This is a genomic window from Phenylobacterium sp. T106 (assembly GCF_057219735.1).
This window is the reverse complement of record NZ_JBXVWA010000002.1, coordinates 387,223-407,069: the sequence shown is the minus strand read 5'-3', so window position 1 is coordinate 407,069 and position 19,847 is coordinate 387,223. Positions and strand designations below refer to the sequence as shown.

Annotated in this window: 23 protein-coding genes; 11 read left to right on the top strand and 12 right to left on the bottom strand. The window is 71.3% G+C overall.

Annotated features, from left to right (window positions below; all coding sequences use genetic code 11):
• The first annotated feature begins 42 nt into the window (after positions 1-42).
• Entirely contained in the window at positions 43-687 is a 645-nt protein-coding gene (locus tag AC2D8W_RS06665) for a J domain-containing protein (RefSeq protein ID WP_293480512.1), read from the top strand.
• On the opposite strand, the gene AC2D8W_RS06660 is transcribed toward AC2D8W_RS06665, so the two are convergent.
• The 3 genes from AC2D8W_RS06660 to AC2D8W_RS06650 are packed head-to-tail and all read right to left on the bottom strand — an operon-like array spanning position 684 to position 2,320.
• Positions 684-1,454 carry a sulfite exporter TauE/SafE family protein gene (locus tag AC2D8W_RS06660; RefSeq protein WP_484670875.1) on the bottom strand — a complete coding sequence of 257 codons (771 nt, stop codon included), beginning with the start codon at positions 1,452-1,454 and terminating at the stop codon, positions 684-686. The genes AC2D8W_RS06665 and AC2D8W_RS06660 overlap by 4 nt on opposite strands.
• 7 nt (positions 1,455-1,461) lie before the next feature.
• On the bottom strand, positions 1,462-1,992 hold the full coding sequence (locus tag AC2D8W_RS06655) for a rhodanese family protein (protein ID WP_484670874.1): 531 nt from the start codon (positions 1,990-1,992) through the stop codon (positions 1,462-1,464).
• Positions 1,949-2,320: an ArsR/SmtB family transcription factor gene (locus AC2D8W_RS06650; protein WP_484670873.1), complete on the bottom strand. Its 372-nt coding sequence runs from the start codon at positions 2,318-2,320 to the stop codon at positions 1,949-1,951. Before AC2D8W_RS06650 ends, AC2D8W_RS06655 begins: the two co-directional genes overlap by 44 nt.
• 74 nt (positions 2,321-2,394) lie before the next feature.
• Between AC2D8W_RS06650 and AC2D8W_RS06645 the strand changes: the two genes are divergently transcribed.
• The 6 genes from AC2D8W_RS06645 (at position 2,395) to AC2D8W_RS06620 (ending at position 9,330) form a co-directional block, all read left to right on the top strand.
• Positions 2,395-3,255 carry an MBL fold metallo-hydrolase gene (locus AC2D8W_RS06645; RefSeq protein WP_484670872.1) on the top strand — a complete coding sequence of 287 codons (861 nt, stop codon included), beginning with the start codon at positions 2,395-2,397 and terminating at the stop codon, positions 3,253-3,255.
• A gap of 92 nt (positions 3,256-3,347) precedes the next feature.
• Positions 3,348-4,751 carry an SLC13 family permease gene (locus AC2D8W_RS06640; protein ID WP_484670871.1) on the top strand — a complete coding sequence of 468 codons (1,404 nt, stop codon included), beginning with the start codon at positions 3,348-3,350 and terminating at the stop codon, positions 4,749-4,751.
• A gap of 65 nt (positions 4,752-4,816) precedes the next feature.
• Positions 4,817-5,635 (top strand): N-acyl homoserine lactonase family protein, encoded by an 819-nt coding sequence (locus AC2D8W_RS06635; protein ID WP_484670870.1) that lies wholly within the window; start codon positions 4,817-4,819, stop codon positions 5,633-5,635.
• Between the two features lie 10 nt (positions 5,636-5,645).
• Entirely contained in the window at positions 5,646-7,181 is a 1,536-nt protein-coding gene (locus AC2D8W_RS06630; protein WP_484670869.1) for an acyl-CoA synthetase, read from the top strand.
• Between the two features lie 127 nt (positions 7,182-7,308).
• The gene (locus AC2D8W_RS06625; protein WP_484670868.1) at positions 7,309-8,373 is read left to right on the top strand and encodes a helix-turn-helix transcriptional regulator; all 1,065 of its coding nucleotides are present in this window, start codon (positions 7,309-7,311) and stop codon (positions 8,371-8,373) included.
• Positions 8,374-8,442: 69 nt separating this feature from the next.
• On the top strand, positions 8,443-9,330 hold the full coding sequence (locus tag AC2D8W_RS06620) for a helix-turn-helix domain-containing protein (protein ID WP_484670867.1): 888 nt from the start codon (positions 8,443-8,445) through the stop codon (positions 9,328-9,330).
• A 197-nt stretch (positions 9,331-9,527) separates the two neighbouring features.
• Here AC2D8W_RS06620 and AC2D8W_RS06615 read toward each other — a convergent pair whose 3' ends face one another.
• From AC2D8W_RS06615 to AC2D8W_RS06595, 5 genes are read right to left on the bottom strand one after another with little or no spacing between them, the layout of a single operon-like run.
• Positions 9,528-10,532 (bottom strand): aldo/keto reductase, encoded by a 1,005-nt coding sequence (locus tag AC2D8W_RS06615; RefSeq protein WP_484670866.1) that lies wholly within the window; start codon positions 10,530-10,532, stop codon positions 9,528-9,530.
• Between the two features lie 53 nt (positions 10,533-10,585).
• Positions 10,586-11,245, bottom strand: coding sequence for a Type 1 glutamine amidotransferase-like domain-containing protein (locus AC2D8W_RS06610; protein WP_484670865.1), 660 nt, complete (start codon positions 11,243-11,245; stop codon positions 10,586-10,588).
• A 10-nt stretch (positions 11,246-11,255) separates the two neighbouring features.
• Complete coding sequence (locus AC2D8W_RS06605; protein WP_484670864.1) at positions 11,256-11,627, bottom strand: DUF4180 domain-containing protein; 372 nt, start codon at positions 11,625-11,627, stop codon at positions 11,256-11,258.
• On the bottom strand, positions 11,624-12,487 hold the full coding sequence (locus tag AC2D8W_RS06600; protein ID WP_484670863.1) for an alpha/beta fold hydrolase: 864 nt from the start codon (positions 12,485-12,487) through the stop codon (positions 11,624-11,626). The genes AC2D8W_RS06605 and AC2D8W_RS06600 overlap by 4 nt, the downstream gene beginning before the upstream one ends.
• A gap of 4 nt (positions 12,488-12,491) precedes the next feature.
• Positions 12,492-12,905 (bottom strand): helix-turn-helix domain-containing protein, encoded by a 414-nt coding sequence (locus tag AC2D8W_RS06595; RefSeq protein ID WP_484670862.1) that lies wholly within the window; start codon positions 12,903-12,905, stop codon positions 12,492-12,494.
• 146 nt (positions 12,906-13,051) lie between these two features.
• On the opposite strand from AC2D8W_RS06595, the gene AC2D8W_RS06590 reads away from it, so the two are divergent.
• Entirely contained in the window at positions 13,052-13,441 is a 390-nt protein-coding gene (locus AC2D8W_RS06590; protein ID WP_484670861.1) for a hypothetical protein, read from the top strand.
• 15 nt (positions 13,442-13,456) lie between these two features.
• On the opposite strand, the gene AC2D8W_RS06585 is transcribed toward AC2D8W_RS06590, so the two are convergent.
• The gene (locus AC2D8W_RS06585; RefSeq protein WP_484670860.1) at positions 13,457-14,599 is read right to left on the bottom strand and encodes a pyridoxal phosphate-dependent aminotransferase; all 1,143 of its coding nucleotides are present in this window, start codon (positions 14,597-14,599) and stop codon (positions 13,457-13,459) included.
• 110 nt (positions 14,600-14,709) lie between these two features.
• Here AC2D8W_RS06585 and AC2D8W_RS06580 point away from each other — a divergent pair, with 110 nt between their 5' ends.
• Positions 14,710-15,993: an MFS transporter gene (locus AC2D8W_RS06580; RefSeq protein WP_293480480.1), complete on the top strand. Its 1,284-nt coding sequence runs from the start codon at positions 14,710-14,712 to the stop codon at positions 15,991-15,993.
• Between the two features lie 39 nt (positions 15,994-16,032).
• Here AC2D8W_RS06580 and AC2D8W_RS06575 read toward each other — a convergent pair whose 3' ends face one another.
• On the bottom strand, positions 16,033-16,899 hold the full coding sequence (locus tag AC2D8W_RS06575) for a TauD/TfdA dioxygenase family protein (protein WP_484670859.1): 867 nt from the start codon (positions 16,897-16,899) through the stop codon (positions 16,033-16,035).
• A gap of 12 nt (positions 16,900-16,911) precedes the next feature.
• Positions 16,912-17,283 (bottom strand): limonene-1,2-epoxide hydrolase family protein, encoded by a 372-nt coding sequence (locus AC2D8W_RS06570; RefSeq protein WP_484670858.1) that lies wholly within the window; start codon positions 17,281-17,283, stop codon positions 16,912-16,914.
• A 107-nt stretch (positions 17,284-17,390) separates the two neighbouring features.
• Between AC2D8W_RS06570 and cobS the strand changes: the two genes are divergently transcribed.
• Both cobS and AC2D8W_RS06560 read left to right on the top strand, forming a co-directional pair.
• On the top strand, positions 17,391-18,392 hold the full coding sequence (cobS, locus tag AC2D8W_RS06565; RefSeq protein WP_293480474.1) for a cobaltochelatase subunit CobS: 1,002 nt from the start codon (positions 17,391-17,393) through the stop codon (positions 18,390-18,392).
• Between the two features lie 55 nt (positions 18,393-18,447).
• Complete coding sequence (locus tag AC2D8W_RS06560) at positions 18,448-19,497, top strand: hypothetical protein (RefSeq protein ID WP_484670857.1); 1,050 nt, start codon at positions 18,448-18,450, stop codon at positions 19,495-19,497.
• On the opposite strand, the gene AC2D8W_RS06555 is transcribed toward AC2D8W_RS06560, so the two are convergent.
• Positions 19,494-19,769: a helix-turn-helix domain-containing protein gene (locus AC2D8W_RS06555; RefSeq protein ID WP_484670856.1), complete on the bottom strand. Its 276-nt coding sequence runs from the start codon at positions 19,767-19,769 to the stop codon at positions 19,494-19,496. The genes AC2D8W_RS06560 and AC2D8W_RS06555 overlap by 4 nt on opposite strands.
• Positions 19,770-19,847: the final 78 nt, after the last annotated feature.

Below are 19,847 nucleotides of genomic sequence, written 5' to 3'. Positions count from 1 at the left end.
TTCAATTCTTGTACGGAAGTTTCTGCGCCTCATACTTGGCTTATGCCGGGCGCGTTTCAATACAAGCCGAAGTTCGTGGACATCCGCGTCCGCCCCCCGTCGGACAACGACGAGTCGGCGCAGGACGTGCATGCCCTGAAGCCCGGCGAGCGGGCCTGCGACCACCCCGGCTGCCGCCGGGCGGCCACCGCGCGGGCGCCGAAGGCGCGCGACATGCTGCACGAGCACTACTGGTTCTGCCAGCCGCACGCGGCCGAGTACAATCGCAACTGGAACTTCTTCGCCGGCCTGCCCGAGGCCGAGGTCCGCCGCCGCCAGCAGGAAGAGATGATGACCGGCGGGCGGCCCACCTGGGAGATGAAGGCCGGCCGCATGAGCCGCGAGGCCGCCGCCTTCACGGCGAAGTTCGGCTCAGGCCAGGGGTACCGCGATCCCTTCAACATGTTCGGGGGCGGCCCGCAGCGGAAACCCGAGCCCGAGGCCCGGCGGCTGGGCAAGATCGAGCGCAACGCGCTGGCGGACCTGGACCTGGACGAGGACGCCGACGGCCCCAAGATCCGCGCCCGCTACACCGAGCTGGTGCGCCGCCTGCACCCCGACGCGAACAACGGCGACCGTTCGGGCGAGCACCGCCTGCAGCGGGTGATCAAGGCCTACCAGTCGCTGCGCAAGGCGGGCATGGTCTAGATCGTCCGGAAGGCCACGTAACCCGCCACGGCGACTACCATCACGGCGAAGATCCGCCGCGCCAGGTCGGCGCGGCCGGCCAGATGCCGCGCCAGCGGACCCGCGGCCAGGACACCGCCGGCGCCCCCTGCCACGAGCGCGGCGAACAGCCCCCAGTCCACGAGGCCGGACGCCGCGTAGCTCGCGCTGGTGGCCGCGCCGAACAGGGCCACCGAAACCAGGGACGACGCCGCGGCGTGCGCCAGCGTCATGCCGGTGGCGGCCATCAGGCCCGGCACGATCAGGAAGCCGCCGCCGATGCCGAAGAAGCCCGCCGCCAGGCCCGTGGCGAGGCCCGCCGGCGCGAGGCGCAGGACCAGCGGCGGCGTCAGGTGGACGTCGGGGTCGCCCGCGTCGCGGCGCGGCAGCAGCATGGAGCCGCCGATCAGCGCCATGGCCGCGGCGAACCAGAGCAGCAGCGCCTGTCCGTCCATCTGCTTGGCCAGGTGCGCGCCGGTCAGCGAGCCGGCGAGGCCCGCCGCGCCGAACACGAGCGCGCACGGCCACTTCACCCGGCCTGCGCGGGCCTGCATGGCGAGGCCCGCGAGCGCGTTGACCGCCACCGCCGCGGCGGAGGTTCCGATCGCCACATGAGGATCGCTGACGCCCACCGCGTAGATCAGGAGCGGGGTCGCGAGCACCGAGCCGCCCCCGCCGAACACCCCGAGCAGGAGGCCGACGAGGGCGCCGCTGGCCGTGGCGGCGAGGTGGGCGGCGATCGGGTCCATGGCGTCCTCAGGCGGCGCGGCGGTTCCAAGGCGCCAGCGCCAGGAGGCGGGCCATGCCGCAGAAGCCGGTGACGCCCGCGAGCGTCAGGCCGGCGCCGACGAAGGCGGAGAGCAGGAGGAAACCCGGGTGGACGAGCCAGCCGAGCGCCAGGCCCGCGAGCACCAGCCCGCCGGCGCCGATCTGGACCTGGCGGATGATCTCCAGCGGCGCCTTGCGGTCTTCGGCGACGGGGAGGTTGGCCTGGGCCCAGGCGTCGACGCCCCCCTCCAGGACGAAGGCGGAGCCGTCGACGGCGGCGGCCAGGCGGTCGCAGTTCGCGCCGGTCCGCAAGCCCGTCCGGCAGGTGAACACCACGTCGCGGCCGGGCTCGACCCTGAGGGGGGCGTCTTCGAAAGCCGACAGCGGCCTCGAGAGGGCGCCGGGCACGTGCCGGCGCGCGAACTCATCGGGCTCGCGGATGTCGACGAGAACGGCCTCGCGCCGCTTCAGGCGCTCAGCCACCTCGCCCGGCTTGAGGGGGATCAGGGCGGCTTGCATCAGGGGACCTCATGTCTGGGGGGCAGAAGATCTCGGCGAGCGTCGTCACCACCCGGACCGCGGCCGGGTCTGCGATCCGGTAGCGCACCGTCTGGGCTTCGCGGCGGGTGGCCACGACGCCCTCTTCCCTGAGCACCGCGAGATGCTGAGAAAGGGCCGACTGGGAGAGGCCGACCCGGGGCAGAAGCTCCCCGACCGAGCGTTCGCCGTCGGCCAGCTGGCACAGGATCATCAGCCGACGCTCGTTGGCGAGCGCGCGCAGGAGCTTGGCGGCCTCCGCGGCGCTGGCCTCGAACCGGGCGATGTCGAAGTTCGCGAGATCGAACATGAGGCTCATATATTAGGTATTGCTAATTTAGCAAGTTCTAATATGTATGAGCCACGCCGCAGGAGGCTCAAGCCATGCAACCCCGCGTTCAGACGTTCTTCGACCCCGCCACATCGACCGCCACCTATCTGGTCAGCGACCCGGACACGGGCGCCGCCGCCGTGATCGACCCGGTCCTCGATTTCGAACCGAAGGGCGCCCGTCTTTCGACCGGCTCGGCCGACGCGGTCCTTGCGGCCGTGGCCGATCAGGGCCTGGACCTACGCTATGTGCTGGAAACCCACGCCCACGCCGATCACCTCTCGGCCGCCGACCACATCCGCCGCAGGACGGGCGCCGAGATCGTGATCGGCGCGCGCATCACCGAGGTGCAGAAGCAGTTCATCCCCGTGTTCGAAGCCGACGACGTGGCGCCGGACGGCGCCGCCTTCGACCGCCTCGTCGACGAGACCGACGTCCTTCCGCTCGGCCGCCTCGAGGTGCGCGTGTTGCACACGCCGGGCCACACTCCGGCGTGCGTCACCTACCTCATCGGCGACGCCGCCTTCGTCGGAGACACCCTCTTCATGCCCGACTACGGCACGGCCCGGGCCGACTTCCCCGGCGGCGACGCCGCGGCGCTCTACCGGTCCACGCGCAAGATCCTCGGCCTGCCGCCGGAGACCCGCATCTTCGTGGGTCACGACTACCTGCCTCCGGGGCGGACGGAGGTCCGATGGGAGACCACCGTCGCCGAGGAGCGCGCGCGCAACGTGCACGTCCACGACGGCGTCAGCGAGGCGGAGTTCGTGGCCCTGCGCAACGCCCGTGACGCGACGCTGGCGCCGCCGACGCTGATCCTGCCGTCGCTGCAGGTGAACATCCGGGCCGGCGCCCTGCCCCCGCCCACGCCGGGCGGCCACGTGTTTCTGCGGCTGCCCGTCACCGCCGCCTGAGCCCCGCCCCGCCGCACGACGCCGTCCCGGGCGAATCCCGATGACGCCATCCGGCCGCGTCGTCTAGCTTGGCCGCCGGTGCGGAGGGGCGGATGAAGGCTTGGGGATTGGCCGCCGGGATCGCGGCCTTGGGGCTGATGCTGCTCGCGCCGGCGCCGCAGGGCCTGAGCCTGGAAGGCTGGCGCGTCGCCGCCGTCCTGGCCGTGGTGCTGATCTGGTGGCTGACCGAGGCCCTGCCGCTGGCCGTCACGGCGGTGACGCCGATGGTCTTCTTCCCGCTGCTGGGCGTGGCGCCGGCCGACGAGGTCGCCCGCTGGTACGCCTCCCCCCTGGTGGCGCTCGTGTTCGGCGGCGCCATGATCGGGATCGCGATCGCCAAGTACGGCCTGCACCGCAGGCTGGCGCAGGCGGCCGTGCGGGTGGGCGGCGGCGGTCCCCGGCGGCTGGTCCTGGCGGTGATGATCGCCTCGGCCCTCCTCGGCATGTGGATGGTCGCCACCGTCGTGACGATCATCATGCTCCAGGCCGCCACCGCCCTGATCGCCGCCGCCACGCGGGCGGATCCCGATTCCCCCGACGCGCGCCGGTTCACCCGCGCCATGGCGATCGCGGTGGCCTACGGGGCTGGCCTGGGCAGCCAGGCGAGCCTGGTGGCGGCGCCGGCGAACGCCATCGGCGCAGGCCTCATCGCGCGCCAGACCGGCGAGGAGATCACCTTCGTCGGATGGCTGGCGTACGGCCTCCCCTTCGCCCTGGCCGGCCTCTTGATCGCGTGGGCGGTCCTGACCGGCGTGGCGTTCCGCTTCCGCCTCGCCCTGCCCGCGCGCCAGGAGCTCGCCGCCGCGCTCGGGGACGGATCGCAGGCGGCGACCGCCCAGCGCCGCGTCCTGGCCGTCGGCCTGGCGGCGCTGGCGGGCCTCGTCGCCCTGCCGTGGATCAAGCCCTTCGCGCCGCAGCTCGCCGACGCCGTCGTGGTCCTGGCGGTGGCCGTGTTGCTGTTCGTGCTGCCGAGCGGCGAGGCCCGGGGCGAGCGGCTCCTGACCTGGGACGACGCGAAGGCCGCCCCCTGGGCGGTGTTCATCGTCATGGGCGCCGCCGTCGCCCTGGCGAGCGGCCTGAACGAGACGGGGCTGGCGAAGTGGATGGCCGAACCCCTCGCGGGTCTCGCCGGACTGCCGCCCTGGCTGGCGCTCATCGGACTGGTGGCCGGGTTCGCCCTGCTGACCGAGGTGGTGAACAACTTCGCCTGCACCGCAATCGCGGTTCCCGCCGCCGTCGTCTTGGCCAACGCCGTGGGCGGGGACCCGGTCGCCTTCGCCGTCGCCGCCACGCTCGCGTCTGGCGGCGGCTATATCGTCCCGGGGCCGCCCTGGCTGGCGCTCGCCGTCAGCGTGCCCGGCGTGCGGGTCGCCGACCTGGCCCGCGCGGGGGTCTGGATGGTGGCGATCGCGCCGGTGCTGATCGCCGCCATCGCCCTCGCCGCCGCAGGCCGCTAGACGCCGCCGCCCCGCATACGGCAAGGTCGGCCCGACGCGCCGATCAGAGCGCCATGGGTAGGAAGATGCATGAGAAACTCCGCGGCCTGAGCCGCGTGTTCATCGGCGCCGCGGCCGCGACGCTCCTTGCTGCGGGCGCCGTCCAGGCCGCGAAGGCCCCGCCGAAGCAGCTCGAGCTGTACGCGATCGACTGCGGCCGGCTTCCGGTTCCCGACGCGGACGGCTTCGCCGACGACGGCTCGTACAAGGGCGTCAGCCGCACCATGGTGGTGCCCTGCTACCTGATCCGCCACCCCAAGGGCGACCTCGTCTGGGACACCGGTACGCCCGCGTCGAAGGACAAGCTGCTCGCGGGGCTGGCCGCGCTCGACCTGACGCCGGCGGACATCGAGTTCATCTCGATCTCGCACAGCCACTTCGACCACATCGGCAACGCCGGCCTGTTCGCCGCCTCGACCTGGATCGTGGATCCCGACGAGAAGACCTATGCCTTCCGGCCGCAGGCCCGGACCGCCGCGGCGCAGTTCGCCGCCTATTCGGCGCTCGAGGCGTCCAAGGCGCGGCTGGTGGAAGGCCCGTCGCTCGACGTGTTCGGCGACCGCACCGTCGTCGTCCACCAGATGCCGGGGCACACGCCCGGCCACACCATCCTGGAGCTGAAGCTGAAGGGCGCCGGCACGGTGCTCCTGACAGGCGACCTCTGGCACCTCGCCGAGAGCCGCGCGGGCAAGAAGGTCCCGCGGTTCAACACCGACCGGGCCCAGACGCTGAAGAGCTACGAGGCCACCGAGGCGCTGGCCGCCCGGACCAACGCGCGCGTGGTTCGCGAGCACGTGCCCGAGGACTTCGACAGCCTGCCGAAGTTCCCGGCGGCCCTGAAGTGAGGCGGCGGCCATGGGCGAGTTGATCAGCGGGGCCCGCCGGCTCCCCCTCGAGGACATGAACGCGCGGGCGCTGAAGGCCGCCAGCGGGCTGGCGAGCCTGGGCATCGGCAAGGGCGATCTCATCGCGCTCTACCTGCGCAACGACTTCCCGTTCTTCGAGGCCAGCACGGCGGCGGGGATCCTCGGGGCCTACCCGACGCCGGTGAACTGGCACTACACGCCCGACGAGGCCGCCTACCTGTTCGAGAACTCCGGCGCGAAGGCCATCGTCATCCACGCCGACTTGATCCCGGGCATCGCCTCGGCGATACCCGAAGACGTGCCGGTCCTGGTGGTCCCCACCCCGCCGGAGATCGCCGAGGCCTACGGCATCGACCCGGCGCCCGTCCCGCCCGGCATGCTCGCCTGGAGCGACTGGCTGGAGGGCTTCGCCCCGTACGCCGGCCCGCCGGCCGAGGGGGGCGGGACCATCATCTACACCTCGGGCACCACCGGCCGACCGAAGGGCGTGCGCCGCACGCCGCCGACGCCGGAGCAGACCGAGGTCTATGGCCGCGTGCTCATGCGGGGCTTCGGCTTCTCGGGGTTCGGCGACCCCGCCGACGTGGTCACCGTCGTCACCGGCCCGATGTACCACTCGGCGCCCAACGCCTACGGGCTGTTCGCGGCGCGGGCCGGCGGCACGGCGATCCTCCAGCCCCGGTTCGACCCCGAGGAGCTGCTCCAGCTCATCGAGACGCACCGGGTCACGCACCTGCACATGGTGCCGATCATGTTCCACCGGCTCCTGAAGCTGCCCGAGGACGTGAAGCGGAAGTACGACCTCAGCTCGCTGAAGTTCGTGGTGCACGCCGCCGCGCCCTGCCCGCCCCCGATCAAGCGCGAGATGATCGAATGGTGGGGCCCGGTGATCGAGGAGTACTACGGCGCCACCGAGGTCGGCATCGTGGTCAGCTGCAACAGCGAGGAGTGGCTGGCCCATCCCGGGACCGTCGGCAAGCCGATCCCCGAGGCCGAGGTCCGCATCATCGACAAGGACGGCGCCGACGTCCCTCAGGGCGAGGTGGGCGAGGTCGTGTCGCGCAATCGCTTCATCAACGACTTCACCTACCACGGCGACGACCAGAAGCGGCGCGACAGCGAGAAGGCCGGCCTCATCGCGCCGGGCGACATCGGTTACTTCGACAAGGACGGGTTCCTCTACCTGTGCGATCGCGCCAAGGACATGATCATCTCCGGCGGCGTGAACATCTATCCGGCCGAGATCGAGGCCGAGCTCCTGAAGATGCCGGGCGTCGCCGACTGCGCCGTGTTCGGGATCCCCGACGAGGAGTTCGGCGAGGGGGTTTGCGCCGTGGTCCAGCCTGCCGAGGGCGCCGACCTCGACGAGGCGTCGGTGAAGGCCTACCTGCGCGCCCACGTGGCCGGCTACAAGGTTCCGCGCCGCGTCGAGCTGGCCGCCGACCTGCCGCGCGAGGACTCCGGAAAGATATTCAAGCGTAAGCTGCGCGAGCCGTTCTGGGAGGGGCTGGAGCGGCGCATCTGAGGCCTGGAGCGCGTTCGAACGCCCTCAAGGCCTTGATTTAGAGCCTCATCATCCCGTCACATGGCTCCGCCTGAACGGGTGGGGCCCTAAGGAAGGGTGGCGGGTGTCGGATCGGGCTCGACGTGCGATGTCGGCGTTGCAGCGCCTGGCGGCGCTGGGGCTGCCGGACCGCGTCGCCTTCCCCGAGTTCGTGAGCCTGATCTCCGAGGTCGCGCCGTTCGACACGGCCGCGATGCTCTGGCTCGACGCCGACTACCGGCCGATCGACACCTACATCACGGTCGACGCGGGGCCCGAGCTGATCACCCGCTACGCCACGCGGTGGTTCGACGCAGAGGAGGGCCGCTACTACCCGCGGCAGAGGGAGATGCAGCTCAATCCGGCGCTGTCGGTGATCCGCGTCAGCGACTACACGCCGGCCTTCGGCGAGACCGAGCTCTATGACGAGGTGTACCGGCGGGGCGAGCATCACTGGATCGCCGGCTTGGCGCTGCGCGACGGCGACCGACCCATCGGCAACCTGGGCGTGGCGCGCCCGCCTAAGGCGCGGGATTTCACCGATCACGAGATGCGCCTCCTGCGTCTCGTCCGCCCCTACATCGTCCAGGCCATGGGGCGTCTTCAGGCCGAGGACGCCTGGCCGGACACCGATCTCGAGGACGCGGCCGCGATCCTGGTCACCGACCTCGAGGGCGGCGTGCTGCATGCCAGCCCGGGGGCATGGCGGTTGCTGCACGGCGCGGCCGGGGTGCCCGCCGACCTCGCGGTGCTGCGGGACCGCGTCTACGACTGGGCGCGGCCGATGCTGAAGACCCTCGCGTCGCGGGTCGAGGAGGGGCTGGCGGGCGCAGGCTCCGGCGTCGCCCGCACCGACACCGTGACGGCCTACGGTCGCTTCGTGATCCGGGCCTATGCGCTCAGCGCCAACACCGAAGGCGCGGCCCGCACCGTCGGCGTGCAGATCGAGAAGCGCCTGCCCGTCGGCCTGAAGATGCTGCGCTCGCCGCTCTTCCGCTCGCTGACCCCGCGCGAGCAGGAAGTGGCCCGCATGCTGGCCACCGGCATGTCGTACCCGGTGATCGGCGACCGGCTCGGGATGGGCGCGTCGACCGTGGTGACCCACGTCCGCAACCTGGGCCACAAGCTGGGCGTGGGCAGCCGGGAGGAGATCGTCGGCGCCCTCTGCGCCTGAGGGTTTCCGACGCCTTCTCCCCCCGTGAGGGGATTCCCCCGGCGCCGGCGCCGGGCAAGGCTGCGGGGCATGGAGTCGTTCACCGCCAAGCTGGGCCTGACGCTGAAGGCCCTCTCCCTCAGCCGTGGCCGCCTGGCGGCCGCGCTGGGCGTCGACAAGTCCGTCGTGGGGCGGTGGGTCACCGGCGCCGTGCAGCCGTCGGACCACAATCTGCTGCGCCTGACCGCGCTGGTGGCCGAGCAGGCGCCGGGGTTCACCCTGCTGGACTGGGACCTGCCCCTGCCCGACTTCGCCCAGCGCCTGGGCGTGCGGCCGGAGGCCGCCGCGCGGCTCGACCTCGCGGAGGCTGGGCTGACGCTCGCCCTGATGGGGCAGGTGCGTTCGACCACGGCCTTGCGGGGCGCGGCGTACGAAGGGTTCTTCCGCTCCACCCGGCCCTACCTCCTGATGCCGGGCCGCTTCCTGCACGACTACGGCATGATCCGGCTCGACGAGCACGGCTTGCTGGCGCTGAAGATGGGCACCGGCGGCCACTGCGCGGAGGGGTGGATGCTGCTGCTGCAGAACCAGCTCTTTTCCATCGTCGCGGACACCGTCTCGGGCGCGTTCGTTTTCGGGATCTTCAACGGCGTGGCCAGCGCCAAGGCCGAGGTGGTGGACGGCCTGATGCTGGGCGCGGCGCTGGATCCGGGCCGCACGCCGACGGCGACGGCGATGATGTTCGAGCGCATCGGCGACCTCAGCGGCGACCGCGAGGCCGACGACGCCTGCTTCGCAGAGCTGATGCGCCGGGAGCCCGTGGCGCCGGAGGGCTCCGTTCCCGAGGCCCTGCGCGCGCACCTGGTGCGCGATCTGGGGCCGACGCCCTTCGCCGCGGGCGGGGACCTGCTGCTGCGCATGCCCCTGGACCGCTCCATGGCGAGGGGCGCGGCCTATCGGGAACCATCGGCCATCTGAGGCCCGTGCAACTTCATGCACCGCCGCGCAGGCCGCAGCGCCTTCCCGCGCCGCGCCGGGCGGGCTTCACTCAACGGACCCAAGCCGTCCTGGCTGAACCCCTGGAGCGCGCGGCGGCCCCGCCGGACGCTCGCATCTCACGCCGGGAAGCGGGCCTCATCGCCGTCTTGTGCTGACCAAGGCAGGCGGCGGAGGGGCTAGGCGGCCTCGGTGGGCATCCGCTCGGTGTCCACCGAGGCCTGCAGGGCCGGTGGATAGCGCGAGCCGGCGACGGTCTCGCCGTTCACCGCCTCGTCGACCCGTGTCATGCCTTCGGGCGACAAGGTGACCCCGGCCGCAGCGGCGTCTTCCCGCATGTGGTCGGGGTTGGTCGTTCCGGGGATCGGGATGATGTCCGGGCCCTTGGCGAGGAGCCAGGCAAGGCAAAGCTGCGCCGTCGTCATGCCCTCGTCGTCGGCGATCTGCTTGAAGCGGGCGTAGAGGCGCAGGTTGGACTCCAGCGCCGCGCCCTGCCAGCGCGGCATGGTCTTGCGGAAATCGCCGTCCTCCAGCCGCGACGGATCGTGCGACTCGCCGGCGAGGAAGCCGCGGCCCACCGGTGAGAACGCGACGAACGCCACGTCCAGCTCGCGGCAGGCGTCCAGCACGGCGATCTCGGGATTGCGGGTCCAGGGGGAGTACTCGGTCTGGAGTGCGGCGATGGGATGCTCGGCGTGGGCGCGCCGCAGCGTGGGGGCGGACACCTCCGAGAGGCCGATCGCCCGGATCTTGCCGGCCTTCACCAGGTCGCCGAGCGCGCCGACGCTGTCCTCGATCGGCACGCGCTGGTCCCAGCGGTGCAGGTAGTAGAGGTCGATGACGTCCGTCTTCAGCCGCCGCAGGCTGACGTCGCAGACGGCCTTGATGGTCTCGGGCCGGCCGTCGATGCCCCGCTGCGTGCCCGTCGCGTCGGTGATCCCGCACTTCGACGCCAGCACATACCGGTCCCGATGCGGGCCCAGGACCTCGCCCACCAGGGTCTCGTTGTGGCCCAGGCCGTAGACGGCCGCGGTGTCGAAGAAGGTGTAGCCGGCGTCCAGCGCGCCCAGCAGCACGGCCTCGGCCCGCTCGCGCGGCGGCGGGCTGCCGTAGGCGTGGGAGAGACTCATGCAGCCCAGTCCGATGGCCGAGACCTCGAACTGACCGATACGGCGCTTCTGCATGGCGTCTTCCTCACTGTTGCGGACGCCGAGAGAGGGCGCCAGGCGGGCGGCCGTCAAGGCCGGCCGGCGTGCAGTTCCAGCATCTCGCCGTTCTGGATCAGCACGTCGCCGTCGCGCAGCGTGCGATGCGGGACGCGGTTTTCGGCCATCCAGGCGGCCGCGCGGCCGGCCGCCTCGGCCTCGGCGTGGTCCGAGCGGTAGTGCGGGACGATGGCCGCATCGACGAGGCCCAGCCCTTCCCAGACGACCTCCGGATCGTAGCCATCCGCCAGGACCGCAGGATCGTCCATGATCTCCAGGCCACGCAGGCTCGGCGCGGCCACGCACGCCCCTGCGCTCCACCCGCCATAGACCAGCCGCCCGGCCCAGATCAGGCCCGGCGCGATCGCATCGAACCCGCTCTGCCGCATCGCGCGGCGGAGCAGGAAGGCGTTGCCGCCCGTCGCCCAGACGAGCCGGGTCCGTTCCAGTTCCTCCAGCAGAGCCTGCGGCCGGCGGAAGAACCCGCGCAGGTCCAGGTCGTAGGCGTCGAACCCTGCCGCCCGAAACTCCGCCACGGGGTCCGAGACGTTTCGCGCATAGGCCGCGCGGTCGGCGTCGGGGATGAAGTCCACGGCGTTGGAGACGACCCCGACCCGCGCCCCGGGGCCCGCCATTCGGAGCAGTTCCGGGAAGGCGTCGCCGGTCCGGCTGGAGGCAAGGTAGAGGCGCATGCCGCCTCCTCTAGCGCGCCCCGGCCAGTTTCGCCTCCAGTTCGCCCATGTCGGCCACGAACCAGACGTGGCGGCCGCGATTGCATTCGCGGACGTAGTCGCGAAGCGCGTCGCTGCGCGCCACCGCCGCCGAGACGTCGCCCACGAACGCCACCTGCCGCCCGTAGTTGACGAACTTCTGGGTCACCTCGCCCGCCAGCCGGGTCGAGAGGGTGAGGAACCCCTCCCCCAGCCGTTCGACCGGGATGGCGGCCACCTCGGCCTCGCAGCCGAACATGTCGCCCAGGATGTCGCTCGCGGCGCGTTCGCCGTCGAGGGGCGGACCCTCCCGGTCGCACACGTACACCGCGACGCCGGCGACGGTCTCGACCCGGCCGGTCACGACCCCACGGCCTTGCGCAGGAAGCGCTCGATCTCGGCCCCGTGGTTGATCAGCATGTGACCGGCGTCGGGCAGCCAGATCACCTCGGTCTGCGGCGCATGCCGTTGCAGCCGGTCCCGCGTGCCGGCCGAGTCGATCATGGCGTCCTGGGCGCCCAGGATGACCTGCACCGGCATCGCGAGCCGCGCGAGCGCCGCGTCGTCGAAGGGCGGCAGCGCCTCGGTCCGCGGGCGGAAGTTGGCGAAGATCAGCTGCATGAACTCGCCGAAGGCGACCGCCTCGGGCGACGGGTCGCCGGGCGGCGCCGGGCCCAGGATCTTCTCCGTCGCCTTGCGCCGTCCCCAGGGCCCCAGCATCAGCAGCGGCAGCGCCCAGATCAGCACGTTCTTGTGCCGCCCGACCCCGCCCGGGCACAGCAGCGCGAGCGCGGTCACCTTCGAGGGGTTGGCGGTCGCGAACTGCAGGGCCAGCCAGCCACCCAGTGAAATCCCGACGAGCGCCGCGCGCTCGACGCCCAGGCCCGACATCACCTCGCCCAGCCATCCGGCGTAGACCCCGCTGGCCAGTGTCGGACGGCTTTCGGCCGAGAGTCCCGGCTCGCCGATCATGTCCACCGCGTAGACGCGGAATCGCTGCGCCAGGTGCGCCACGTCGCCCATCCAGCTCGCCGCGTTCGACACCGAACCGTGCAGCAGCAGCACCGCCGGCGCGTCGGACGGCCCGCTGGCGACGACAAAGGTCTCGCCCTGCGAGGTCGGGATCCGCAAATGCTCGTGCGGGACGGGCCAGTGGGTGAGGAACTCGCGGTAGCGCGTGCGGACCGCCTCGCCGCCCGCCGGCGTCTTCCAGATCGCAGTCATCGGCTCAGGTCTCCCCCATGAACCGCAGCAACTGAAGCATCGCCGCGACGTCATCCGGCGCGCCCACCATGATGACCTTCAACCGCCGTCCCGCGGGATCGTGCGCCACGTCCAGGCTCATCGGGTCGGCGTGCCCCCGACCGCTCATGCGCGCGGCCGTGATCTGCCGCGCCAGCCGCTGCGCGCGGTCCGGGTCGACCCCATCGATGTCCACGATGCTGGTCACGCGGATCGACGACGCCTTCGGCGCGGCCCCGTGGGCGCCGATCATGGCCTCCAGGTCCGAGCGGAGGATCCGGTAGGATCGCCCCACCTTCACGGCCCGCACGCGGCCCTCGCGGATGAAGCGGAGAACCGTCTTCGGATGGAGGCGCAGCCGCTCCGCGAACTGCTCGACGGTATAGACCTCTTCGGACATGATGTTCCTTATCGCTCCTAATATGAGCGTTTCATGGGAGCTTTACGGAGTCAAACGGCGTCTCTCTGGAAGTTGGTGGTCCCCAGATGCGATCCGGGTCACGGCTCCCCATCTCAGCAGCTGCACCGTCGAGAGGAGCTCAATCGATGTTCGACCTTCGGGCGGCCGGGGTGGTCCTGGCTGCGCTTGCGCTCACGGGCTGCGAAGGCGCCGGAACCGCCGTGAAGCAGACCGTTGACGACTTCGCCAAGGAGGCCGCGCAGACGGCGAGCGGCATGGTGGGCGTGAAGACCGCCTGCACGATCGCGGGCCAGAGCGAGGCCTTCTGCGGCTGCATCGACGAGCGGCTGGGGTCGAAACTGGATGCAGGCCAGCTCGATGCGCTCTCCAAGGTGGTCGTCGAGACCGTCCGCACGGGCTCCATCGAGGCCGCGGCCCGGAACGCGGAGGCGCTGAGCCCCGAGACGCGTCAGGCGCTGGCGCAGTGCGCCGCACGGGCGGCTGTCACCGGCGCCGTCGGAGCTGCGGCGCAGTAAGGGCGCGGCGCTCCGTCAGGCGGCCTTGGCCCACGCCGCCTCGAACCACGGAGTCAGGCGGCGGATCGCCTCCTCGATCTCGGGCGTCGAGACCGCGAAGCTGAGGCGGATGAAGCGCCGCCCGTCGACGGGATCGAAGTCGATGCCGGGCGCGGTGGCGACCCCGGTGTCCTGCAGCAGCTGGCGGCAGAAGGCGAGGCTGTCGTCCGTCAGCCCGCCGACGTCGGCGTAGACGTAGAACGCCCCGTCCGGCGGCGCGATCTTCTTCAGACCCAGGCGCGGGAGCGCATCGAGCAGAAGCTCCCGGTTCCGGCGGTAGGTCTGCAGGTGGCCCTCAAGCTCGTCGCGGCAGTCCATGGCGACGAGCGCCGCGTGCTGGGCCAGCGAAGGGGCGGTCAGGAACAGGGCGCCCATGTAGGCGATCGCCCGCGCCGCCTCCGCGCGCGGCACGATCAGCCAGCCCAGGCGCCAGCCGGCCATCGAGAAGTACTTCGAGAAGCTGTTCACGACGATGGCCGTCGGCTCGTACTCCAGCATGGAGTGGGTGCGCTCGCCGTAGCTGAGGCCGTGATAGATCTCGTCCGAGATGATCCGGATCCCGCGTTCGCGGCAGACGCGTGCGATCGCCTCCAGCTCGTGCGGCGGGATGATTGTGCCGGTGGGGTTCGCGGGGCTCGCCAGGATCACGCCGGCGGGCGCGGGGTCGAGGCTGGCGAGCGTCGCCGCGTCCAGCTGGTAGCGCGTCTCGGGCCCGCACGGGATCTCCAGCGGGACCATGTGCAGCGCCTTCACGTTGTTGCGGTAGGCCACGTAGCCGGGGCGCGCCATGGCGATGACGTCGCCGGGCTGGAACGTGGCCGAAAGCGCCAGCACCAGCGCGGGCGAGGCTCCGCAGGTGAGCGTGATCTGGATCGGCTCGACGGTGACTCCGTACGTTTCCGCATAGTGTCGGCAGATGCGGGCCTTCAGCGGATCGCTCGACCAGTAGCCCATCGCATCGGCGTCCAGCACCTCGTGCGCGCGCGCGATCGCCGCCCTGGGCGCGCCGGTCGACGGCTGCCCGAACTCCATGTGGATCACCGAGCGACCCTCCGCCTTCAGCCGCTGGGCCAGGCCGGAGATGGAGATGGCGTAGAACGGGTCGATCTCGGCGCTCATTCCGGCTGGATACATCTCCGTACCGGGAAGTCCACGCCCAGTCTGAGCTCTGGCGGCCTTGACCGCGCAGACAGCGGAGGCGAAGCCGCGTGCAGCGAGGGAGTCCGGCTGTGAGCACGACCGTCATCGGCGCGGGGAGCGCTTCGAACCGAAGGGTGCTGGGGGCGAGTCTCGCCGGCACGGCGGTGGAGTTCTACGACTTCTACATCTACGGCACCGCCGCCGCGCTGGTGTTCCCCCAGCTGTTCTTCCCCAACTCGTCACCCTCTGCCCAGCTGCTGCAGAGCTACGCGACCTTTGCGGTGGCGTTCTTCGCGCGTCCGGTGGGCGCGGCGTTCTTCGGGCACTTCGGGGACCGCATCGGGCGGAAGTCGACGCTGGTGGCCTCGCTGCTGACCATGGGCCTGTCGACCCTCCTGATCGCCTTCCTGCCCACCTACGCGGTGGCCGGCTGGATCGCCCCGGCGCTCCTGTGTCTGCTGCGTTTCGGCCAGGGCTTCGGGCTGGGCGGCGAGTGGGGCGGGGCGGCCCTCCTGGCCGTCGAGAACGCTCCGCCGGGCTGGCGGGCCCGCTTCGGCATGTTCCCGCAGTTCGGGGCGCCGGTGGGATTCATCGCGTCGAACGGGCTCTTCCTGCTGCTCGGACTTTGGCTGACCGCCGAGGACTTCCAGGCGTGGGGCTGGCGGCTGCCCTTCCTGGCCAGCGCGATCCTCGTGGCGCTCGGCCTGTGGGTCCGCCTGAAGATCGGCGAGACGCCGGCGTTCCAGAAGGCGATGGCCGAGCGGGAGGCCAGCCACGTGCCCATGGCCGAGGCGTTGAAGCGTCACCCGGGGGCCCTGCTGGGCGGGACGTTCGCCGTCGTCGCCTGTTTCGCGATCTTCTATCTGTCGACCGCCTTCACCCTCGGCTACGGCACCACCACCCTCGGGTATGGACGCGCGGAGTTCCTGGGCGTGCAGCTGGGCGCGATCCCCTTCCTGGCCGTCGGGATCGCCGCGGCGGGGTACTGGTCGGACGCCACCAATCCGCGCTGGGTGCTGATGGCCGGCTGCGCGGGCACGGTGCTGATCGGCTTCCTGATGGGGCCGATGATGGAGGCCGGGTCGATGGCCTGGATCTGGGCCTGGCTCTCGATGGCGCTCTTCATCATGGGCTTCGTCTACGGCCCCCTGGGCGCCTTCCTGCCCGATCTCTTCCCGGCGCGGGTTCGCTACACCGGGGCGTCGCTGGCGTTCAACGTGGGCGGAATCATCGGCGGCGGCCTGGCGCCGATGGCCGCCCAGTACCTGGCGGGCCACGGAGGCCTCTCATTGGTCGGCTACTACCTCGTCGCCGCAGGCGTGCTGAGTCTGGCAGGCCTGCTGCCGCTCAAGGAGCGGCGCGAGCCGGAGTGAGGCCGCCGGCGCCGGACCTGCGGGGTTTCCCGGCGGCCCTCAGACCGGGACGTCGCCGGCGACGGTGGTGCGGTGCATGACCCGCAGGTGGCCGTCGTAGCCGCCCTCGGCGAAGTGCATGGTGCAGCGGTTGTCCCACATCAGCAGCATCCCGGGCCGCCACTTGTGGCGGTAGCGGTACTTGTCCTGCAGCAGGTGCTTGTAGAGGAACCCGAGGATCGCATCGGTCTCCATCTCGGTCAGGCCCTCGACGCCCACCGTGTAGGTCGGGCTGACGAACAGCGCCTTGCGGCCGGTCACCGGATGCGTGCGGACCAGCGGGTGCGGATGGGTTTTGTCGGCCTCCGGACCGGACAGGATGGTCATGGCCCGCTTCTCGGTCTCGCGGGCGAACATGCCGTTCGCCCCGTAAGGACGCGTCGCCGAGTGGATCGCCCGCAGCGGCGCCAGCATCGCCTTCATGGTGTCCGAGAGGTCGTCGTAGGCCCGCGCGGCGTCCGCGAACAGCGTGTCGCCGCCGACGGGAGGGGTCACCTCCGAGCGCAGGATCGTCGCCGAGGGCGGAGCCGGCTGGAAGCTCCAGTCCGAATGCCAGCCGCCCCCGAAGTTGGGCGCCTTCTCGTCCGGCTCGCGGCGCAGCTCCAGCACGTTGGGGTGTCCGGGCATCGGCGCGATGAAGGGGTCCGCGCCGAAGGGGCCCATCTGGAGCGTGAACGCCTCGAGCTGCTCGAGGGTGAGCGGCTGGTCGGGGAAGGACAGGACCGCGTGCGCGCTCCACGCCTCGCGGATCGCCGCCAGGGCCGCCGGCGGCAGCGGCCGCGACAGGTCGACTCCCGTGACCTCCGCCCCGAAGCCGCTGGGCTCAGGCCGCACCTGGATGATGTTCGCCGCCGCGCCGTCCGCCATGACGATCCCTCCTCAGCCGCCCAGCGCCCGTGTGTACGTCGCCAGGTCGAAGTAGTCGCGCCAGACCTTGATCTTTCCGTCCTGCATTTCGAACACCCCGCAGCACGGAAGGTCCACCCCCTTGTCGCCCAGCCGCGTGCGGTCGAGGCGCTCGGCGATCACCACGTCGCCGGCGGCGACGATGTTCAGGACGTCCCACTGGGTCGCCGACCAGTCCCGGATGAAGCCGGCGATGAAGCCCTGCACGGCCGCCCGTCCCGCGACGGGGCGGGCCGGCATGTTGTGGTAGACGCCGTCCTCGGTGAAGAACGCCGCCAGCTCCGCCGCGTCCAGCCGCGACCAGGCGGCGATGAAATCGCGGATGACCTGGACATTGTCGGCCATCGACCCCTCCGTTCGCCGCCGCGCGCGGCCGTGGCGGCCCCGTCGTGCGTCACAGGATGAAACACCCGTTTGCGTACGTCACGGCAAGCCTGTAATCCGAGCCGGCCATGGCTGCTTTCGACACCACTGAAGACAAGCTGATCTCGCTCCTGCCGGACCGGGAGGTCGACGCACGTACGACCTTCGGCGTCGACTTCGACATGAAGGTGCCCGCGTTCTCCGAGCGCGACCCGCATGTCCCCGACATCGACGAGGCCTACAAGTTCGACCCGGAGACGACGCGGGCGATCTGCGCCGGCTTCGCGCGCGACCGCCGCGTGATGGTCCAGGGCTATCACGGCACCGGCAAGTCGACGCACATCGAGCAGGTGGCCGCCCGCCTGAACTGGCCGATGATCCGGGTGAACCTGGACAGCCACATCAGCCGGATCGACCTGGTCGGCAAGGACGCCATCGTCCTGAAGGACGGCAAGCAGGTCACCGAGTTCCGGGAAGGCATGCTGCCCTGGGCGATCCAGCGGCCGATCGCGCTGGTGTTCGACGAATACGACGCGGGCCGCCCCGACGTGATGTTCGTGATCCAGCGCGTGCTGGAGGCGTCGGGCAAGCTGACGCTGCTCGACCAGAACCGCGTGATCCGCTCGAACCCCTGGTTCCGGCTGTTCGCCACGACGAACACCATCGGCCTGGGCGACACGACCGGCCTCTACCACGGCACGCAGCAGATCAATCAGGCGCAGATGGACCGTTGGTCCATCGTGACCACGCTGAACTACCTCAGCCACGACGTTGAAGCCGAGATCGTGCTCGCCAAGGCGCCCGGCTACCAGACGGCCGAGGGCAAGCGCACGATCAACGCCATGGTCCGGGTCGCGGACATGACGCGGAACGCCTTCATGAACGGCGACATCTCGACGGTCATGAGCCCGCGGACCGTGATCACCTGGGCGCAGAACGCCGAGATCTTCGGCGGCGACATCGGCCTCGCGTTCCGGATGACGTTCCTCAACAAGTGCGACGAACTCGAGCGCGGGACGGTGGCCGAGTTCTTCCAGCGCGCCTTCGGCCAGGACCTGCCGGAGAGCACGGCGCGCGTACGGGTGGCCTGAGGGCGCTTGCCGCACCGTCCCATCCGGCGCGATGCTGGCGCCGGGAGGATGCGGCATGAAGATCATCGGAATGGGGCTCGCGGTCGCACTGGCGGCCGGCGCGCTCGACGCCTCGGCGGCCGCCGAGGCGCGGCGCCCTGACCTCGAGGGCAACTGGACCAACGCCACCATGACGCCGCAGACGCGGCCCGCGCAGTACGGGCCACGGCTGGTCATGACGCCGGAAGAGGTCGCCAAGGTCGAGCAGGCCGCGCAGGCGCAGGTCGAGCGCGGCAACCAGCGCACCGATCCCAACGCGCCCACGATCCAGGACGGCACCGTCGGCGGCTACAATCGCGGCTTCCTCGACCCCGGCATGCAGGTGATGCGCGTCCGCGGCGAGCCCCGGACGAGCCTGATCACCACCCCCGACGGCCAGATCCCCGCGCCGCATGCGGCCTCGAAGCTGACCGCCCAGCAGATGCGCGCCTTCTCCGGCTCGCCCTACTACCTGGACCAGTACGGCGCCGCCGCGCTCTTCGGCGAGGACCAGCAGACCGCGCAGCGCTTCGACAATCCCGAGGAGATGAGCCTGGCCGACCGCTGCCTGACCTCGTTCGGGCGCAACGGCCCCCCGCCCATGTTCCCCAACGGCTTCTACAACAACAACTACTCCATCGTTCAGGGGACCGACGCGGTCGTCATCGTGGTCGAGATGGTGCACGACGCGCGGGTGATCCGCCTGGGGTCGCGCCAGCATCAGCCGCCGCACCTGCGGCCGTGGTTCGGCGACTCGGTGGGCTGGTACGAGGGCGACACTCTGGTGGTGGAGACCACCAACTTCCCCAGGTCGCAGGCATTCTTCGGCGCCTGGGAGGACCTGAAGGTCACCGAGCGTTTCCGCCGCGTGGCGAAGGACCGCCTCGCCTATGCCTTCACGGTCGAGGCGCCCAGCGTCTGGGACAAGCCCTGGGGCGGCGAGTACGAGTTCGCCGCGCTCGACGGGCAGGTCTACGAGTACGCCTGCCACGAGGGGAACTACGCCATGCCCGGCATCCTCGGCGGCAGCCGCGAGGCCGACCGGGCGCAGTCGGCCGCGCCCGCGAAGGCCGGGGCCGCGCCCTAGGCGCTCAGGCGGTCGGGCTGGCGGGTCACCAGGGCTCGGCTGCCGCCGTGCGCATCCCCAAGGCCCTCGAAGAAGTATCCGATATCGACCCCCAGCGCGCGGGCGATCCTCCACAGGGTGTCGACCGACAGCCGCGTGCAGGCGGTTTCGTACTTCTGGATCTGCTGGAAGGTGACGCCGCAGGCGGCGCCCAGCTGCTGCTGGGTCATGTCCACGAGTCGCCGGCGCCGGCGGATCCTGCGGCCCACGAACAGGTTCACGTCGTCTTGCATCGTCACCGCCCGCCAGCCTGCACCTGTGACAAAGGTAGTGACGCGCCCGCCGCAGCGCGACCGAGCTTCCGCCGATCG

What these genes read in the sequence shown, in the direction of transcription:
- AC2D8W_RS06635 (WP_484670870.1), top strand. Translation starts at nt 4,817, where the DNA reads ATGCATGAGAAACTCCGCGGCCTGAGCCGCGTGTTCATCGGCGCCGCG.
- AC2D8W_RS06560 (WP_484670857.1), top strand. Translation starts at nt 18,448, where the DNA reads ATGAAGATCATCGGAATGGGGCTCGCGGTCGCACTGGCGGCCGGCGCG.
- AC2D8W_RS06665 (WP_293480512.1), top strand. Translation starts at nt 43, where the DNA reads ATGCCGGGCGCGTTTCAATACAAGCCGAAGTTCGTGGACATCCGCGTC.
- AC2D8W_RS06575 (WP_484670859.1), bottom strand. Translation starts at nt 16,899, where the DNA reads ATGGCGGACGGCGCGGCGGCGAACATCATCCAGGTGCGGCCTGAGCCC.
- AC2D8W_RS06660 (WP_484670875.1), bottom strand. Translation starts at nt 1,454, where the DNA reads ATGGACCCGATCGCCGCCCACCTCGCCGCCACGGCCAGCGGCGCCCTC.
- AC2D8W_RS06645 (WP_484670872.1), top strand. Translation starts at nt 2,395, where the DNA reads ATGCAACCCCGCGTTCAGACGTTCTTCGACCCCGCCACATCGACCGCC.
- AC2D8W_RS06625 (WP_484670868.1), top strand. Translation starts at nt 7,309, where the DNA reads ATGTCGGCGTTGCAGCGCCTGGCGGCGCTGGGGCTGCCGGACCGCGTC.
- AC2D8W_RS06610 (WP_484670865.1), bottom strand. Translation starts at nt 11,245, where the DNA reads ATGCGCCTCTACCTTGCCTCCAGCCGGACCGGCGACGCCTTCCCGGAA.
- AC2D8W_RS06650 (WP_484670873.1), bottom strand. Translation starts at nt 2,320, where the DNA reads ATGTTCGATCTCGCGAACTTCGACATCGCCCGGTTCGAGGCCAGCGCC.
- AC2D8W_RS06640 (WP_484670871.1), top strand. Translation starts at nt 3,348, where the DNA reads ATGAAGGCTTGGGGATTGGCCGCCGGGATCGCGGCCTTGGGGCTGATG.
- AC2D8W_RS06600 (WP_484670863.1), bottom strand. Translation starts at nt 12,487, where the DNA reads ATGACTGCGATCTGGAAGACGCCGGCGGGCGGCGAGGCGGTCCGCACG.
- AC2D8W_RS06615 (WP_484670866.1), bottom strand. Translation starts at nt 10,532, where the DNA reads ATGCAGAAGCGCCGTATCGGTCAGTTCGAGGTCTCGGCCATCGGACTG.
- AC2D8W_RS06590 (WP_484670861.1), top strand. Translation starts at nt 13,052, where the DNA reads ATGTTCGACCTTCGGGCGGCCGGGGTGGTCCTGGCTGCGCTTGCGCTC.
- cobS (WP_293480474.1), top strand. Translation starts at nt 17,391, where the DNA reads ATGGCTGCTTTCGACACCACTGAAGACAAGCTGATCTCGCTCCTGCCG.
- AC2D8W_RS06595 (WP_484670862.1), bottom strand. Translation starts at nt 12,905, where the DNA reads ATGTCCGAAGAGGTCTATACCGTCGAGCAGTTCGCGGAGCGGCTGCGC.
- AC2D8W_RS06630 (WP_484670869.1), top strand. Translation starts at nt 5,646, where the DNA reads ATGGGCGAGTTGATCAGCGGGGCCCGCCGGCTCCCCCTCGAGGACATG.
- AC2D8W_RS06585 (WP_484670860.1), bottom strand. Translation starts at nt 14,599, where the DNA reads ATGAGCGCCGAGATCGACCCGTTCTACGCCATCTCCATCTCCGGCCTG.
- AC2D8W_RS06655 (WP_484670874.1), bottom strand. Translation starts at nt 1,992, where the DNA reads ATGCAAGCCGCCCTGATCCCCCTCAAGCCGGGCGAGGTGGCTGAGCGC.
- AC2D8W_RS06620 (WP_484670867.1), top strand. Translation starts at nt 8,443, where the DNA reads ATGGAGTCGTTCACCGCCAAGCTGGGCCTGACGCTGAAGGCCCTCTCC.
- AC2D8W_RS06555 (WP_484670856.1), bottom strand. Translation starts at nt 19,769, where the DNA reads ATGCAAGACGACGTGAACCTGTTCGTGGGCCGCAGGATCCGCCGGCGC.
- AC2D8W_RS06570 (WP_484670858.1), bottom strand. Translation starts at nt 17,283, where the DNA reads ATGGCCGACAATGTCCAGGTCATCCGCGATTTCATCGCCGCCTGGTCG.